Below are 14,921 nucleotides of genomic sequence, written 5' to 3'. Positions count from 1 at the left end.
AGGGGGGGAGATCAGATGTCATGCCGGCTTTCGCCAATCACCGGCATTGAAAAAGAGGCGTCAGCAACGGAACTGCCAATCTCCCCCCTTGCGGGGGAGATGTCCGGGAGGACAGAGGGGGGTGTGAAGGAACGCCACCTGCGGCAAGATGGCGATCAAACCGCAGGCGCGGCTCGCCAATGCTAGCCCTCTTCCTGCGCGACGTCCGCCTCTCAATCCGTGCCGGGGGCGGGGCGCTCACCGGCGTCATCTTCTTCCTCGCCGTCATCGCCACCATCCCCTTCGGTGTCGGACCGGACCTGAAGCTGCTCGCCCGCATCGGTCCGGCGATCCTTTGGATCGGCGCTCTGCTCGCCTGCCTGCTCGGCCTCGACCGGCTGTTTCAGGCCGATCGCGAAGACGGTTCGCTCGATCTTCTGGTGCTGGGCAATGACCGCCACATGCTGGCGCTGACGGTGCTGGTGAAGTGCCTGGCGCACTGGATGGGCAGCGTTCTGCCGCTGGTGGTTGCGGCACCTCTGCTCGGCCTGTTCATGAACATGGAGCCGCTCAGCATCGGCGCCACCGCGCTCACGCTGCTGGTCGGCACGCCGGCGATCACTTTCATCGGCGCGGTCGGGGCGGCGGTGGCGGTGGCGCTGCCGCGTGGCGGGCTGCTGATCTCGGTGCTGGTGCTGCCGCTGACCATCCCGGTGCTGATCTTCGGGGTGTCGGCGAGCTACGGCGCGGTGGCCGATCCTGATCCATTCCTGCAGCCCTTCCTCATTCTTGCCGCGCTGACGCTGTTTCTTGCCGTGCTGGGTCCGGTGGCGGCAGCACTGGCGCTGCGGCATGGAACGGATTGATATGACCGCTGCGGCGCGACGATCAATTGCGAAGCCCCAGCCGCAAAGCTAAGAAAGCCGCAAAGCCATGGGAAGGCCATGATCGAGCACGACGAAGTGACGGTGGAAGGGGAGCGAAGCGCATGAGTGCACACGCACTCTATGTCGCGGCCGCCTATGGCATTACGGTGATCGTGCTGGCCGGGCTGATCGGCTGGATCCTGCTCGACCAGCGGACCCGCAAGCGCGAACTGGCAGACCTCGAAGCGGCCGGCGTGCGGCGTCGCTCGGACAAAGCCGGTACTGGGGCCAGCACTGGGGCCAGCACTGGGGCCAGCAAGCCATGAGCACGGAAAGCGAAACGCCGGCGTCGCCGCGCCGCCGCCTGGTCGTGCTGTTGCCGCTGCTGGTTTTTCTCGGCCTCGCCGGATTGTTCCTGTCGCAGCTTTTGTCGGGACGCGATGAGGCGGCAGTGCCGTCGGCGCTGATCGGCCTGCCGGCGCCGCAGACCAACCTGCCGGCGCTGGAAGGGTCAAACCTGCCCGGGCTGGATTCGAAAGCCTTCGCCGGCAAGGTAACGCTGGTCAACGTCTTTGCATCGTGGTGCGCGCCGTGCCGGGAAGAACATCCGGTGCTCTTGCAGCTGTCGCAGGACAAGCGCTTCGTCATGGCCGCGCTAAACTACAAGGACCAAGCGCAAAACGCGCGCCGGTTCCTTGGTGATCTCGGCAATCCGTTCCAGGCGATAGGTGTCGACGAGGCCGGCCGCACGGCCATCGACTGGGGCGTCTACGGCGTGCCGGAAACCTTCGTCATCGGCAAGGACGGCAAGATTGCCTACAAGCATGTCGGGCCGCTGACAGGGGAGTCGGCGAGGGATGTTCTGTTGCCGCAGATTGAAAAGGCGCTCGCGGCACCGGGCTGACGTTGGCGCCATGCCCCCTCATCGGGCCGCTACGCGGCCACCTTCTCCCCGTGGGGAGAAGAGGGAAGCATCGGCACAGGCTAGCTCCTCTCCCCGGGGGGAGAGGTCGAATTGCCCGAATTGCTCATGCAATTCGGTTTGGCAATCCGGGTGAGGGGGCGGTGCCCCGCTGACGTCTGAAATGCTCAGCCGTAGATCTGCCTGTGGACCTGGTAGAGCATTTCCGAGCGGTCGGCGCGCAGGTCGGCCAGATCGCGGCTCGTCAGGTTTTCGATTTCCGCGACGAGGCGGTTGTAGTGGCGGCGCTTGGCCATCGAGGAGCGCGCGCGGGAGAAGAGGTTGTCAAAAGCCATAGCAAGGGTCCTTTCGTGCCGCATATCAGCGGTGAATTTGTTCCTCCCTTGGTCGTTCGCACCATGACATAGGAATGGTGCGATGCAAAAAGAAGATGTTGCAATGCACCATTGCACAGGGCGCATAGCGGGTTAATACAGCGCTACAGCACCATAAACGGCCGGACAGGCTGGCGGGCCATGCCGGCCGGGCACCTTTTGTCTTACAAATTGCGCCTGCGCCACCTTGCCATCACGCCCGCAGGCTGGCTTGATCCGCGCGTCACGTGATGCCCGGAGGAAATGCATGGCGACCGCAGACTATTACGAAATTCTGGATCCGCGTTTCGCGCGGCTGTTCAACGGCAACGCCCAGGTGGAAAAGCTGTTTACCGGATGTCAGTGGGCGGAAGGGCCGGCCTGGTTCGCCGCCGGCCGCTATGTCGTCTGGTCCGACATCCCCAACAACCGCATGCTGCGCTATGACGAGACCGACGGCAATGTCAGCGTCTTCCGTCAGCCCTCCGGCAATTCCAACGGCAACACCGTCGACCGCCAGGGCCGACTGGTGACGTGCGAGCATTCCGGCCGCCGCGTCAGCCGCACCGAGCATGACGGTTCCGTCACCACCATCGCGGCCGAATGGAAAGGCAAGCGGCTGAATTCGCCCAATGACGCGGTCGTGAAATCCGACGGCTCGATCTGGTTCACCGATCCGAGCTACGGCATCGACACCGACTATGAGGGCGACAAGGCCGAAAGCGAGATCGGCGCTTGCCATGTCTACCGGGTCGATCCGGATACGGGCGAGGTCGAGGCCGTCATCACCGACATGGTCCGGCCGAACGGGCTTGCCTTTTCACTGGATGAAAGCCAGCTCTATGTCGTCGACACCGGCCGCACCCATGGCGCGCAGAACCCCGCGCATATGCGGGTCTTCAACGTCGGCAAGCACGGCAAGAAGGTCTCGGGCGGGAAGGTGTTCGCTGACTGCACGGCCGGTCTGTTCGACGGCTTTCGGCTCGACGAGGCCGGCCGCATCTGGACCAGTGCCGCCGACGGCATCCATTGCTACGATCCCGACGGCACGCTGATCGGCAAGGTCAAGGTGCCGGAAGTGACCGCCAATTGCGTGTTCGGCGGCAACAAGCTGAACTGCCTCTACATCGCCGGCACCACGTCGCTCTACATGGTGCGGCTGATGGTGAACGGGGCGAAGACGTATTGAGGCTGCTGGAAACGCTTCTCTGGCGGCCCTTGATGGCGTTTCTGCGCATGTCCGCGGCGCCTGTTGCGCGGCGGCCGGCCGGAACGACCGACAAGCGATTCGCCGGAGCGGATTTCGGAGCCGCGGCGCGGCGCTATCAGACACAATTCAAGGGGAGGACATCATGCCATTCGTCAACATCCGCATCGTCAAGGAAGTGATCGCCGCTGATCCCGCTGGCAAGAAGGCCGACATTGCCAAAAAGGTCACGGCGGCCATCATGGACGCCACCGGGCTTAGCAATGACGACGTCTGGGTGGTGTTCGAAGAGGTCAACGCGCGCGACTGGTATGTCGGTGTGACCGATGTCGAGACGTTGCGGAAGGGGTAGCACTGCGGCACGTTGGGGTGCGCCGCACCCTTTCGTTCGTCATCCTAGGGTCTGCGCCGCGTCGCTTCGCTCCTTGCTCCGCCCTAGGATGACGAGGCAACGTTTGCGCGTATAAAACTCACGAAAACCTGCACCGCTTCGCGCATGGCCCGCAGGTTCTCGTCCTCTCCCAGGATCGCTTCTATCTCCGGCGGTTTCTTGCCGAGCAAGGCAATCTCCAGAACCGCATTCTCACAAAGCGCGAACGACATGGTGCGCATGATCTCGGCCAGCGCGGCGCGGGCGTAGAGCGAGCGCGCGGAGGCGTGGGCCAGCATGGCGGGCTTGGCGACTGCGGCGTCGCGCGAGACCAGCCAGTCGAGCGCGTTTTTCATGCCGCCGGGCACGCCATGGGCATATTCGGGGCAGGAGAGGATGATGCCGTCGGCGCTGGTGACGGCCTCGATCAGCCGCATGGCCTCAGCCGGTGTGCGCTCGCCTTCGTCATCCGGGTTGAAGATCGGCAGCAGGCCGAGCCCGTCATAGACAGTTACGCGGCAATCCGAAGGCGCGTTCGCGGACAGCGCCGCCAGCAGCGCCGAATTGGTCGAGGCGGCGCGCAGGCTGCCGGAGATGGCGAGGAGTTCGATCAAGGGCAAACAGGGCTAGGGAAAACCGGCAAAGGACCGCAATGGCGAATCGTACCCGAAATCTACCACAGGGTCTTGCTGTAGGCTTCGTCCAGCGAGCGGTCGAAATCGTCGGCAGTTTCGGCATGCGCCATCTGATCGGACAGGATCTGACCGAGCGTCGGCAACGTCGCGCGGTCGTGCCAGCTGTCCGGCTTCCACAATTCGGAGCGCATGAAGGCCTTGGCGCAGTGCATGTAAGCGGCCTTGACGCTCACCACGACGACGCTTTGCGGTTGCTTGCCGTCGACGGTGAGGCGCTCGCGCAAACCGGCATCGACGGTTATGCGGGCGTCGCCATTGATGCGCAGCGTCTCGTTCATGCCGGGGATGAGAAAAAGCAGCCCGACCGAAGGGTTGAGCAGGATGTTTTCCAGCGTGTCCAGCCGGTTGTTGCCGGGCCGGTCGGGAATGGCGATGGTCTTGTCGTCAAGGACAAGGGCAAAGCCCGGCCTGTCGCCTTTAGGCGTCACGTCGGCATTGCCGGCGCCGTCGGAAGAACCGATCAGCACGAAAGGGCTCTTGCCGATGAAGGAGCGGCAGTGGCCGTCAAGCGCCCGGAGTTCCTTGCGCATCGAGGCGTCGGCCGGCCGCGGCGTCTTGTAGATCGTCCTCAGTTCATCGCGCGTGGTGACGAATTCCATGGCCGTCTCCGTTTATTCGGACGCAATTCCGGACGGCTTCACACTTTTCCTGGAATTGCTCTACTTGCCGGCTTCTTCCACCTTCTCGGCCTTATCCTCGATCGAATGGTGCAGGATCAGCGGCATCTGGCTGAAGGTGAACAACAGGGTGATCGGCATGATGCCCCAGACCTTGAAGGTAACCCAGAAGTCGGTGGAAAAATTCCGCCACACCACTTCATTGGCAAGAGCCAGGAACAGGAAGAACAGGCCCCAGCGGAAAGTCAGCTTGCGCCAGCCTTCGGCATCGAGGCGAAAGGCCGAATCGAAGACATAGCCGAGCAGCGATCGGCCGAAATACAGACCGCCGAGCAGCACGCCGCCAAACAGGGTGTTGACGATGGTCGGCTTCATTTTGATGAACACGTCGTCCTGCAGATAGAGCGTCAGCGCGCCGAAGATGAAGACGACGACGCCCGAGACCATCGGCATGATCGGCAAGGTGCGCAGCAGCAGCCAGGAGGCGATCAGCGCGATCGCGGTCGCCGCCATGAACAGGCCGGTGGCGACGAAGATCGGCCCGCCGAATTCGGCCAGGACAGGAAATTTCTGCACCAGCCAGGCGCCGCGTGCATTGGCGAAGAAGAACACCATCAGCGGCCCGAGTTCCAGCACCAGCTTGAGCAGCGGATTGACGCTTTCTTTCTTCTTTCGCGGGTCGGACGGGTCGCGTTCGAGGATGGGAGGGTTCATGACTTCCTTCTGACGCATGATCTTGTCCAAAAAAGCCGTCAGCTCTTCGGGATCATTGCCTGTTACGCTACGCCGGCGATCGCCCTGGCGAATTCGCCGGCCGAGAATGGTTCGAGGTCGTCGACCTGTTCGCCGACGCCGATGAAGTAGACCGGCAGTTTGTGCTTTGCCGCGATCGCGACCAGAATACCGCCGCGCGCCGTGCCGTCCAGCTTGGTCATCACCAGGCCGTTGACGCCGGCGACATTGCGGAAGATCTCGACCTGATTGAGCGCATTCTGGCCGGTGGTGGCGTCGACCGTCTGCAGCACGGTATGCGGCGCTTCCGGATCGAGCTTGCCCAGCACGCGCACGATCTTTTCCAGCTCCGCCATCAGTTCGGTCTTGTTTTGCAGCCGGCCGGCGGTGTCGATGATCAGCACGTCGGAGCCGGCCTCCTTGGCGCGTTCGAAAGCGTCGTAGGCGAGGCCGGCGGCATCCGCGCCTATCTTCGAGGCGATGACCGGCGACTTCGTCCTCTCGCCCCAGATCTTTAGCTGCTCGATGGCTGCAGCGCGAAACGTGTCGCCGGCGGCCAGCATCACCGACAGGCCACCATCGGTCAGTTTGGCGGCGAGCTTGCCGATGGTCGTGGTCTTGCCGGTGCCGTTGACGCCGACCACCAGAATGACATGCGGCTTGTGCGACAGGTCGAGCTCCAGCGGCATGGCGACATGGGCCAGCACCTTCTCCACCTCGGCCGCCATGATGGTGCGGACATCCGCGTCGGAGACATCCTTGCCGTAGCGGCTGGCAGCGAGGGCATCGGTGACGCGCAAGGCTGTTTCCATGCCCAGATCGGCACGGATCAGCACGTCCTCCAGATCCTGCAGCGTCTCCTCGTCGAGCTTGCGCTTGGTGAAGACGCCGGCAATGTTGCCGGTGAGTTCTTTCGAGGAGCGGGCAAGCCCGTCGCGCATGCGCTGGAACCAGGAGCGTCGCGGCGCCGGTTCGGGCGCCTTTTGCGGCTCGGCTTTCTGCTCGACCTTTTTGGTGACGGTGACTTTGCCGGGAGCTGGTTTTGACTGTGGCGAAGGTTGCGGGGCCGGCGCGGGCGCTAGCTCGGCAACGATGGTCTTGGCTTCGACCGGCGCGGGTACAGCTTCAACCGACGTGCGCTTTACCTCCCCCTTGATGGGGGAGGTCCCAAGCGAAGCTTGGGGGTGGGGGTGATTTGCGCTGGCGTCGGCGCCATCACCCCACCCCGCCGCTTCGCGTCGACCCTCCCCATCGAGGGGAGGGTGGGTCGCCTCGTCCTTCTCCCCGTGGCTATACGGGGAGAAGGTGCCGGCAGGCGGATGAGGGGCGGCGCTGACCTCTGAGGTAGGCTGTGCGGGAGGCGCGGACGGTTGCGGCACTTCGATCGGGGCGGCCGGTTCTGCTGGAGTCTCGGCAGGCGTCGGCACTTCGACGGGAGCGGGCTCCAGCTGCGGTTCCGGACGCGATGGTTCGATCTCCGGCTCGGCCGGCGCCGGCGGCACTTCTTGGGGCTGCGGCTCGGGAGCCGGCTCCGGAACGGCTGGCGGCGCAGGAACTTCTTCCGGTGCAGGCGGCTCGGGTATCTCCGGCTCAGGCTGCGGTTCTTCTACCGGCGCGGGCTCCGGCAACGGTTCCGGCTCGGATGGGACGACCGGTTCCGGCGCGGGCGGGATGGTCGGCGTGGGTTCGGGCTTCGGTTCTTCTGGCGCCGACTGCGGCGCAGGCTTTACCTCCCCCTCGATGGGGGAGGCCCCAAGCGAAGCTTGGGGGTGGGGGTGAGTGGCGTCGGCGTCGGCGCTCTCACCCCTCCCCGCCACTTCGTGGCGACCCTCCCCATCGAGGGGAGGGTGGGGCGTCGGCGGCTCGGGCTCCTCGCGCTTCAAGAACTCCGGAACGACCTGCTCGGCCGCCGGCTTCAGCGCCTCAAGCGCATCCCATTTGATCGGCGGCAGGGGAGCGGTTTCGTCGATGCGCTCCTCGACGACTTCCTTCTTGCCGAACGAAAATATGTTCTTGAAAAAACCGGCCATGCTTCAATCGTCTCAGGCGGCGCGGGCAGTGAGCGGGGCTGCTATCAGGCGCGCGCCGTCATGGCCGGTGATGTCTGCCTCGACGATCTCGCCCGGCGCGCCCGTGTCGAGCGCCGCAAGCGTGAACCCTTCGGTGCGGCCGAGGCCGTCGCGCTCGACCAGGATCGACTGGCGCGTTCCCGGGAGTGACGACAAATGGCGGCGATAGGCGGCCTCGCCGACGGCGCGCAGCCGGGCCGCCCGCTGCTTGACCAGTTCGCGGCGGACTTGCGGCATGCGCGCGGCGGGCGTGCCTTCGCGCGGTGAAAACGGGAAGACATGCAGGTGCGTCAGCCCACATTCCTCGACGATCTTTATCGAATTCTGAAACATTTCCTCGGTCTCGGTCGGGAAGCCGGCGATGATGTCGGCGCCGAAGACGATTTCGGGGCGCAGCTTGCGCACATCCTCGCAGAAGCGGATCGACTGGTCGCGCAAATGCCTGCGCTTCATGCGCTTCAGGATCATGTCGTCACCTGATTGCAGCGACAGATGCAGATGCGGCATCAGCCTGGGTTCGGTGGCGATGGCGTCGAGCAGATCATCATCCGCCTCGATCGAATCGATTGAGGACAGCCGCAGCCGCTTCACATCAGGCACCTGCTTCAGGATGGTCTTCACCAGCTTTCCCAGCTTCGGCGCGCCCGGCAGGTCGGCGCCGAAGCTGGTCATGTCGACGCCGGTCAGCACGATCTCGGCATAGCCGTTGCCGGCCAGACGCTTGACCTGCTCGACCACGGCGCCCATCGGCACCGAGCGTGAGTTGCCGCGGCCATAGGGGATGATGCAGAAGGTGCAGCGATGGTCGCAGCCGTTCTGCACCTGGACGAAAGCACGTGCCCGGCCCTCAATGGCGTCGACCATGTGTCCGGCGGTCTCGCGCACCGAGAAAATGTCGTTGACGCGCGCCTTCTCGCTGTCGTTGACGCCGAAATCCGGCAGCGCGCGGTAGGAGTTGGCCTTCAGCTTCTCTTCGTTGCCAAGCACGAGGTCGACCTCGTCCATGGCGGCAAAATTCTGCGGTTCGGTTTGCGCGGCGCAGCCGGTGACGATGATGCGCGCCGCCGGATTTTCGCGGCGGGCCTTTCTGATCGACTGCCTGGCCTGGCGCACCGCTTCGGCGGTGACGGCGCAGGTGTTGAAGATAATGGCGCCGCCTTTGAGCGCGCCGAGACCTGCGCTTTCGGCCTCGCGGCGCATCACTTCGGATTCATAGGTGTTGAGACGGCAGCCAAAGGTGACGACGTCTATGCCTTGGGAGTTGGGGCCCTTGGTATCGGCAAGTGCAAACATCAGGCCGCGCTTTCGGTGTCGCGGGCCCAGGTGCCGGTCGACGGATCGAAATTGCCGGAAAACTCCCATTCGGCAGCGCCGGTCAGGATGACGTGGTCGTCGTCGCGCCATTCCACATGCAGCGAGCCGCCGCCGGGCGTCATCAGCGTAACGCTGCGGCCGGTGCGCCGGGTGCGGGCAGCGGCGACGACGGAAGCGCAAGCGGCCGAGCCGCAAGCCTTGGTCAGGCCGGCGCCGCGCTCCCAGGTGCGGATGATCATCGTCTCCGGCGACGTTACCTGGGCGATGGTGATGTTGGCGCGCTCGGGGAAGATCGGATGGTTTTCGAGCAGCGGGCCGAAACGCTCGAGTTCGTAGGACCAGACATCGTTGTCGACCCAGAAGATGGCGTGAGGGTTGCCCATCGAGAGAACCGAAGGCGAATGCAGCACCGGCGCGTTGATGGGGCCGATCTGCAACTCGATCATGCGGGTGTCGCGGAATTCCTCGGCCAGCGGAATGTCCTGCCAGCCAAAGCGCGGAGTGCCCATGTCGACCGAGATGGTGCCGTCGGCATTTTCGACGGCGTTGAGGATGCCGGCGCGGGTCTCGAAGGTGAAAGTCTTCTGGCCGGTTTCGGCGGCCAGCGCCTGGACGACACAGCGCATGCCGTTGCCGCAGGCCTGCGCGCCCGAGCCGTCGGAATTCAAGATGTCGATGTAAAAGGCGGTGCCCGGCGTGCGCGAATCGTGGATCGCCATGATCTGGTCGAACCTGGTCGCCGCATCGGCGTTCAGCGCGACAGCCGACGCCGCCGTGACCCTATCGGCACGGCCACGCATGTCGGCGACGATGATTTCGTTGCCGATGCCGTTCATCTTGGCGAAGGGGGCAGTGCCTGCCATGATCTGAGGTAATTCCTGTACGTTTCGCCGCTATATGGCGGAAACGGGCGGGAATTACCAGTGTGGGCTGCGTCTAGGTTACCGCGAAAACGCCGAGTACGATCAGCAGGAAGATGACGAGAACGATGCCGATCAGCAGGCGCGCGCCGGTGGCGGCGGCACCGGCCAGCGCCGGCATGCCGAGCAGGCTGGCGGCGGCAGCAACGATCAGAAGAATGATGATCCATTTGATCATGGACAATGCCTCGCAAATTGACTGGCCTGCAGCCGGCTTAAGAACGCATCTGCGGCGCTCTGGTTCCGTTGCCGCGAGGCTCTTTCCGACTGGGCGCGCTATTCGGCAATCTCGAAGTCGGTCGTGAAAGGCGCCGTCTTTGGCGAGTTCTCGTCGTGCATGAGGAAATCCGCGCGGTATTTGCCGGGGGGAACGCCATCCAGGGAGACGTTTAATTTGAAGAACATCTCTCGGTTATGCGAGCGCGAGGCGAGCTGGACCCGGCCAAGCTTTTCGACGGTTCCCAGCTTCTCGCCCGACTGGGAAAGCACGGTAAGGTCAACGTAAAGCGCGATCTGGTTGTTGCCGAGCCCATCCGAGCCGTAGCCGTAACCGACCGGCTCCATATAAAGCACAATCTCTTCGCCCGGCTTGTAGACATGGTTCGGGCGCTCGGCGTAGGCCCCGAACCCGCTGGCCGACAGGATGTGCTTCACATTTTGCACGCCAAGCGGCATCGCTTGCCACAGAGCGTCCTCGGCGCTGCGGAATTTGTCCAGCGCGCCGGCACCATCACCCGCCTGCAGTGCCTTTTCGGCTTCAGCGGCGCGATCGGTGATTTCACCCGCGAAAGCGGCCGGCGTCGAAATTACCAGCGCGATCAAAACTGCCAAGATTGATTTCATCTGTTCCCCCTGTTGCGATAGACCATCGGCTAAAACGGCAGTGCCGTAAACGGCCAAATGCAGACTTCAGCCGCGCTCGATCTCGGGAACGTCCCAAAGCTCGCCCGGACGGAAGGCGCGAAACCGCTCACCCAGGCCTTGCGCCTCAAGCGCTTCAGTCAGTTTTGCGCCGGCATTTGCGCTCGACCGCCGATGCGCCGACCTGCCGCGGGCTCCGGTGCCGCTTTCGCAACCAATGTACCGGTTGGAACCGCGCTAGAGCGAAGACATGCCTTTTGTCCGCCAGCCATTTTGCGACAAATTTACAACAATTCGTGGTGCAAACCCTATTTTAACCATATCGGGTTGAAATTTCGCCACCTTCTCCATCTTGGTGAGGGGTGAGATTGTGCGGACGGCTTCCCCCCAGCCGGATCCGACGGAGGTTGGAATGATTTTTTCGAGAAGCGGGCTGATGGCCGTATCGCTGGCAGCGCTCGTTGCGAGCGGCTGTTCGACCTCGCGTTTTTCATCGATGGATGACCAGCAGCCCGCCCCGCTGCAGCCCGCGCCCGCCGGCACGGTGAGCGGAAGCCAACTGCCGCCCCCGGCAGCGCCGGGCACCACCGACCCATCGCAATTCCCGACCGCGCCGGCAGGCGCGCAGGTCGCCTCGCTGCCGCCGGACGGATCGGCGCCGGCCGGAGCCTCCGACCTTACCGCTGCGAGCGTTGCCGGCGTTTGGAACGCCAGCGTGTCCGGACAGAGCTGCAAGGTGGCGACGCCGCAGACCAAATTCGGCGCCGGCTTCCGCGCCGGGCCGCTGCATTGCCCGCCGCCCATCGACGGCATCAAATCGTGGAACGTCGCCGGCAAGCAGCTGACGCTCTATGACGAGAATGGCGGCACGCTGGCGCGGCTCTATTCCTCGGGCGGTTCGAAATTCGACGGCCAGACTACCAACGGCTTGCCGATATCGCTTACAAGATAGGCTGCCTATCCCTAGACAGCGACGTGACCGATGCATCTGCGTGACGGCCTCCAGACCCATGCGACCGTCAGGCAGCGCTACGACCATCTGGTCGCAACCGGCGCCATCGAGCGCGATGCGGCGCAGGAGCGCATCGCCGCCGCGCTCGACCGGCTGACCGACGAGATCTCGGTCAAGCGGCTGGCGCACAAGTCGAGCGCGCTCGGCTGGCTGTTTGCCCGCAAGCGCGAGACGCGCGAGGTCGTCAAGGGCCTCTACATTCATGGCGGCGTCGGTCGCGGCAAGACCATGCTGATGGATATGTTCTTCGAGCTGTTGCCGGTCAGGCGCAAGCGCCGCGTTCATTTCAACGACTTCATGGCCGATGTGCAGGACCGCATCCAGAAGCACCGGCAGGCGCGCAAGAACGGCGACGTCAAGGAGGACGACCCGATCCCGCCGGTCGCGCTCCAGCTTGCCGAACAGGCCTGGGTGCTGTGCTTCGACGAGTTTTCGGTCACCGACATTGCCGATGCGATGGTCCTGTCGCGGCTGTTTTCGGCGCTGTTCGCCAATGGCGTGGTTCTGGTCGCCACCTCGAATGTCGCGCCGCAGGACCTTTATCGCGACGGGCTGAACCGCCAGCTTTTCCTGCCCTTCATCAGCATTCTCGAGCGCCACGCCCATGTGCTGACGCTTGATGCCGACAAGGACTACAGGCTGGAAAAGCTCGCCCGCACGCCGGTTTATGTCACCCCGGCGGATGCCGAAGCCGACCGTGTGCTCGACGAGGCCTGGCAGGCGATGACGCGTGGAGCGCTGACGGCCGAGACCTCGCTGACGCTCAAGGGGCGGCAAGTGAGGATACCGGCTGCCGCCGGGGATGCAGCGCGGTTTTCCTTCGCCGACCTCTGCGAAAAGCCGCTCGGCGCACGCGATTTCCTGGCCATTGCCGGCCGCTTCTCGACCGTCTTCATCGATCACGTGCCGGTGCTGGGCGAAGGCAAGCGCAACGAGGCCAAGCGCTTCATCCTGTTGATCGACACGCTCTACGATCATCACACGCGGCTGGTGGTGAGCGCTGAGGCTCCCCCGCCTGAGCTTTACACGGCCAGGCGCGGCGTCGAGGTGTTCGAATTCGAACGCACCGCCTCGCGGCTGATCGAGATGCAAAGCCGCGACTGGCTGGAGGACTGGGCGGAACGGCAGAAGGACAACGCGGAAGCGCAGGTCTGAGGGTTCCAAGAGGTCATTATGTAGTGATCCTTCGCGCCCCCCTCTGTCCTGCCGGACATCTCCCCCACACGGGGGGAGATTGGCGGTTTCGGCGCTCCGCTCATTCATGCGGCCATTGGAGATTGGCGAAAGGTCGCGTGACGTCCGATCTCCCCCCTCGTGGGGGAGATGCCTGGCAAGGCAGAGGGGGGGCGCTGTCCCGCCGACGCCTAAAGCTCGTACACATACATCACAAACGACTCCGCCGGCCCATGCACCTCCTTGCGCGATTCATAAAGCGCGCGCGCTGGGACATTGTCCGGTTCGGTGCCGACCCAGGCTTCGCCGCATCCCTGCTCGCGGCCGAGCGCGAACATGGCGTCGAGCATCTTTCGCGCGATGCCATGGCGCTGGTAGGCGGGTGAGACGCCGACCTCGTCGATGTAGAGTTCGCTGACCTTGTCCAGGTGGCGGTGGATGACGGCAGCACACTGGCCGACGACGACGCCATCGGCCAGTGCCACAATCATCATATGACCTGAGGAGGCGAGGTAGGCGGACAGTCTGTCGGCCCGTACCGGTTCATCGAACACGTCTTCGGCGATGCGCTTCACAAGGGCGTCATCGCCTGGATATAGTCTTCTGATTTCCACGTTCATTGTGTAAAATCTCCCAAGTCGGCTTACAAATTTTGACGTTTACGTAAATCCCAATGTTTCTAACCGATTGAAATTATTCACTCGAAAATAATCGATTGAATATATTTTCCACCAGGGCTACTGGATGCGGCGAAATCCGCTGACACCACAGCATTCCGGCCTCTTCCTCGACGCCGTCAACCAGATCGCCAGAGATTTGGGCGTCGTCACAGACAAAGGGAAAATTTCCTCACATGGCACGCAACAAGATAGCGCTCATCGGCTCCGGCATGATCGGCGGCACGCTCGCTCACATGATCGGCCTCAAGGACCTCGGCGACGTGGTGCTGTTCGATATTGCCGAGGGCATCCCGCAAGGCAAGGGGCTCGATATCGCGCAGTCTTCGCCGGTCGATGGTTTTGACTCCCGGCTGACCGGGGTCAATGATTATGCCGGGATCGAGGGCGCCGATGTCTGCATCGTCACTGCCGGCGTGCCGCGCAAGCCGGGTATGAGCCGCGACGATCTGCTCGGCATCAACCTCAAGGTCATGGAACAGGTCGGCGCCGGGCTGAAGAAATACGCGCCCAAGGCCTTCGTCATCTGCATCACCAACCCGCTCGACGCCATGGTCTGGGCGCTGCAGAAGTTTTCGGGCCTGCCCAAGACCCATGTCGTCGGCATGGCCGGCGTGCTCGACAGCGCGCGCTTCCGCTATTTCCTCGCCGAGGAGTTCAAGGTCTCGGTCGAGGACGTCACCGCCTTCGTGCTCGGTGGCCACGGCGATTCCATGGTGCCGATGATCCGCTATTCCACGGTGTCGGGCATTCCGCTGCCGGACCTCATCAAGATGGGTTGGACCTCGAAGGAAAAGCTCGACCAGATCGTGCAGCGTACCCGCGATGGCGGCGCCGAGATCGTCGGCCTCTTGAAGACCGGCTCGGCCTACTATGCGCCGGCCGCCTCGGCCATCGCGATGGCCGAATCCTATCTCAAGGACAAGAAGCGTGTGCTGCCTTGTGCGGCGCATCTCTCGGGTCAGTATGGCGTCAAGGGCACCTATGTCGGCGTTCCCGTGGTCATCGGCGCCGGCGGCGTCGAGCGCATCATCGAGATCGACCTCAACAAGGCCGAGCAGAAGATGTTCGACGCTTCGGTGGCGACGGTGCAGGGCCTGACCGAGGCTTGCGTCAAGATCGCCCCGCATCTCGCCTCGAAATAATCCTCCGGA

General features: G+C 63.7%; 18 protein-coding genes. 8 read left to right on the top strand and 10 right to left on the bottom strand.

All coding sequences use genetic code 11. The features are described from left to right. Positions 1-179: 179 nt before the first annotated feature. The 3 genes from ccmB (at position 180) to ACYG97_RS22720 (ending at position 1,749) form a co-directional block, all read left to right on the top strand. Positions 180-845, top strand: a complete 666-nt coding sequence (ccmB, locus tag ACYG97_RS22730; protein WP_023824364.1) for a heme exporter protein CcmB — start codon at positions 180-182, stop codon at positions 843-845. 122 nt (positions 846-967) lie between these two features. Then, the gene (gene ccmD / locus ACYG97_RS22725; protein WP_023683849.1) at positions 968-1,171 is read left to right on the top strand and encodes a heme exporter protein CcmD; all 204 of its coding nucleotides are present in this window, start codon (positions 968-970) and stop codon (positions 1,169-1,171) included. Continuing rightward, positions 1,168-1,749 carry a DsbE family thiol:disulfide interchange protein gene (locus ACYG97_RS22720; RefSeq protein ID WP_023683850.1) on the top strand — a complete coding sequence of 194 codons (582 nt, stop codon included), beginning with the start codon at positions 1,168-1,170 and terminating at the stop codon, positions 1,747-1,749. Before ccmD ends, ACYG97_RS22720 begins: the two co-directional genes overlap by 4 nt. A 185-nt stretch (positions 1,750-1,934) precedes the next feature. Here ACYG97_RS22720 and ACYG97_RS22715 read toward each other — a convergent pair whose 3' ends face one another. Then, positions 1,935-2,102: a hypothetical protein gene (locus ACYG97_RS22715; protein WP_023687680.1), complete on the bottom strand. Its 168-nt coding sequence runs from the start codon at positions 2,100-2,102 to the stop codon at positions 1,935-1,937. A 286-nt stretch (positions 2,103-2,388) separates the two neighbouring features. Between ACYG97_RS22715 and ACYG97_RS22710 the strand changes: the two genes are divergently transcribed. Further along, complete coding sequence (locus ACYG97_RS22710) at positions 2,389-3,309, top strand: SMP-30/gluconolactonase/LRE family protein (RefSeq protein ID WP_023732876.1); 921 nt, start codon at positions 2,389-2,391, stop codon at positions 3,307-3,309. Between the two features lie 163 nt (positions 3,310-3,472). Then, positions 3,473-3,679, top strand: a complete 207-nt coding sequence (locus ACYG97_RS22705; protein WP_023683852.1) for a tautomerase family protein — start codon at positions 3,473-3,475, stop codon at positions 3,677-3,679. Positions 3,680-3,762: 83 nt separating this feature from the next. Here the strand turns inward: ACYG97_RS22705 and ACYG97_RS22700 are convergent, their stop codons facing one another. The 8 genes from ACYG97_RS22700 to ACYG97_RS22665 all read right to left on the bottom strand — a co-directional run bounded on the left by ACYG97_RS22700 (position 3,763) and on the right by ACYG97_RS22665 (position 10,944). Next, entirely contained in the window at positions 3,763-4,311 is a 549-nt protein-coding gene (locus tag ACYG97_RS22700; protein ID WP_023732877.1) for an NADPH-dependent FMN reductase, read from the bottom strand. A gap of 59 nt (positions 4,312-4,370) precedes the next feature. Beyond that, the gene (locus ACYG97_RS22695) at positions 4,371-4,991 is read right to left on the bottom strand and encodes a pyridoxamine 5'-phosphate oxidase family protein (RefSeq protein ID WP_023732878.1); all 621 of its coding nucleotides are present in this window, start codon (positions 4,989-4,991) and stop codon (positions 4,371-4,373) included. A gap of 60 nt (positions 4,992-5,051) precedes the next feature. Then, the gene (locus ACYG97_RS22690; protein ID WP_023687683.1) at positions 5,052-5,723 is read right to left on the bottom strand and encodes a septation protein A; all 672 of its coding nucleotides are present in this window, start codon (positions 5,721-5,723) and stop codon (positions 5,052-5,054) included. 62 nt (positions 5,724-5,785) lie between these two features. Then, complete coding sequence (ftsY, locus tag ACYG97_RS22685; protein ID WP_023732879.1) at positions 5,786-7,771, bottom strand: signal recognition particle-docking protein FtsY; 1,986 nt, start codon at positions 7,769-7,771, stop codon at positions 5,786-5,788. Between the two features lie 12 nt (positions 7,772-7,783). Next, entirely contained in the window at positions 7,784-9,103 is a 1,320-nt protein-coding gene (gene mtaB / locus ACYG97_RS22680) for a tRNA (N(6)-L-threonylcarbamoyladenosine(37)-C(2))-methylthiotransferase MtaB (RefSeq protein WP_031261991.1), read from the bottom strand. Continuing rightward, positions 9,103-9,987: a diaminopimelate epimerase gene (gene dapF / locus ACYG97_RS22675; protein ID WP_023732881.1), complete on the bottom strand. Its 885-nt coding sequence runs from the start codon at positions 9,985-9,987 to the stop codon at positions 9,103-9,105. The genes mtaB and dapF overlap by 1 nt, the downstream gene beginning before the upstream one ends. A 73-nt stretch (positions 9,988-10,060) precedes the next feature. Further along, on the bottom strand, positions 10,061-10,222 hold the full coding sequence (locus ACYG97_RS22670) for a DUF1328 family protein (protein WP_023671746.1): 162 nt from the start codon (positions 10,220-10,222) through the stop codon (positions 10,061-10,063). A gap of 98 nt (positions 10,223-10,320) precedes the next feature. Further along, positions 10,321-10,944, bottom strand: coding sequence for a hypothetical protein (locus ACYG97_RS22665; RefSeq protein ID WP_245260742.1), 624 nt, complete (start codon positions 10,942-10,944; stop codon positions 10,321-10,323). Positions 10,945-11,317: 373 nt separating this feature from the next. Between ACYG97_RS22665 and ACYG97_RS22660 the strand changes: the two genes are divergently transcribed. Both ACYG97_RS22660 and zapE read left to right on the top strand, forming a co-directional pair. Next, positions 11,318-11,857 (top strand): protease inhibitor Inh/omp19 family protein, encoded by a 540-nt coding sequence (locus tag ACYG97_RS22660; protein ID WP_023687689.1) that lies wholly within the window; start codon positions 11,318-11,320, stop codon positions 11,855-11,857. A gap of 30 nt (positions 11,858-11,887) precedes the next feature. Further along, positions 11,888-13,072 (top strand): cell division protein ZapE, encoded by a 1,185-nt coding sequence (gene zapE / locus ACYG97_RS22655; RefSeq protein ID WP_023732883.1) that lies wholly within the window; start codon positions 11,888-11,890, stop codon positions 13,070-13,072. A 209-nt stretch (positions 13,073-13,281) separates the two neighbouring features. On the opposite strand, the gene ACYG97_RS22650 is transcribed toward zapE, so the two are convergent. Then, positions 13,282-13,710, bottom strand: a complete 429-nt coding sequence (locus ACYG97_RS22650; protein WP_023687691.1) for a GNAT family N-acetyltransferase — start codon at positions 13,708-13,710, stop codon at positions 13,282-13,284. A 233-nt stretch (positions 13,711-13,943) separates the two neighbouring features. Between ACYG97_RS22650 and mdh the strand changes: the two genes are divergently transcribed. Then, positions 13,944-14,912 carry a malate dehydrogenase gene (gene mdh, locus ACYG97_RS22645; RefSeq protein ID WP_023694518.1) on the top strand — a complete coding sequence of 323 codons (969 nt, stop codon included), beginning with the start codon at positions 13,944-13,946 and terminating at the stop codon, positions 14,910-14,912. Positions 14,913-14,921: the final 9 nt, after the last annotated feature.

It is taken from the genome of Mesorhizobium sp. W067 (assembly GCF_054719525.1).
Note: the sequence above shows the minus strand (reverse complement) of the source record. Positions and strands in the feature narration are given on the sequence as shown.

What these genes read in the sequence shown, in the direction of transcription:
- ccmB (WP_023824364.1), top strand. Translation starts at nt 180, where the DNA reads ATGCTAGCCCTCTTCCTGCGCGACGTCCGCCTCTCAATCCGTGCCGGG.
- ccmD (WP_023683849.1), top strand. Translation starts at nt 968, where the DNA reads ATGAGTGCACACGCACTCTATGTCGCGGCCGCCTATGGCATTACGGTG.
- ACYG97_RS22720 (WP_023683850.1), top strand. Translation starts at nt 1,168, where the DNA reads ATGAGCACGGAAAGCGAAACGCCGGCGTCGCCGCGCCGCCGCCTGGTC.
- ACYG97_RS22715 (WP_023687680.1), bottom strand. Translation starts at nt 2,102, where the DNA reads ATGGCTTTTGACAACCTCTTCTCCCGCGCGCGCTCCTCGATGGCCAAG.
- ACYG97_RS22710 (WP_023732876.1), top strand. Translation starts at nt 2,389, where the DNA reads ATGGCGACCGCAGACTATTACGAAATTCTGGATCCGCGTTTCGCGCGG.
- ACYG97_RS22705 (WP_023683852.1), top strand. Translation starts at nt 3,473, where the DNA reads ATGCCATTCGTCAACATCCGCATCGTCAAGGAAGTGATCGCCGCTGAT.
- ACYG97_RS22695 (WP_023732878.1), bottom strand. Translation starts at nt 4,991, where the DNA reads ATGGAATTCGTCACCACGCGCGATGAACTGAGGACGATCTACAAGACG.
- ACYG97_RS22690 (WP_023687683.1), bottom strand. Translation starts at nt 5,723, where the DNA reads ATGAACCCTCCCATCCTCGAACGCGACCCGTCCGACCCGCGAAAGAAG.
- ftsY (WP_023732879.1), bottom strand. Translation starts at nt 7,771, where the DNA reads ATGGCCGGTTTTTTCAAGAACATATTTTCGTTCGGCAAGAAGGAAGTC.
- mtaB (WP_031261991.1), bottom strand. Translation starts at nt 9,103, where the DNA reads ATGTTTGCACTTGCCGATACCAAGGGCCCCAACTCCCAAGGCATAGAC.
- dapF (WP_023732881.1), bottom strand. Translation starts at nt 9,987, where the DNA reads ATGGCAGGCACTGCCCCCTTCGCCAAGATGAACGGCATCGGCAACGAA.
- ACYG97_RS22670 (WP_023671746.1), bottom strand. Translation starts at nt 10,222, where the DNA reads ATGATCAAATGGATCATCATTCTTCTGATCGTTGCTGCCGCCGCCAGC.
- ACYG97_RS22660 (WP_023687689.1), top strand. Translation starts at nt 11,318, where the DNA reads ATGATTTTTTCGAGAAGCGGGCTGATGGCCGTATCGCTGGCAGCGCTC.
- zapE (WP_023732883.1), top strand. Translation starts at nt 11,888, where the DNA reads ATGCATCTGCGTGACGGCCTCCAGACCCATGCGACCGTCAGGCAGCGC.
- ACYG97_RS22650 (WP_023687691.1), bottom strand. Translation starts at nt 13,710, where the DNA reads ATGAACGTGGAAATCAGAAGACTATATCCAGGCGATGACGCCCTTGTG.
- mdh (WP_023694518.1), top strand. Translation starts at nt 13,944, where the DNA reads ATGGCACGCAACAAGATAGCGCTCATCGGCTCCGGCATGATCGGCGGC.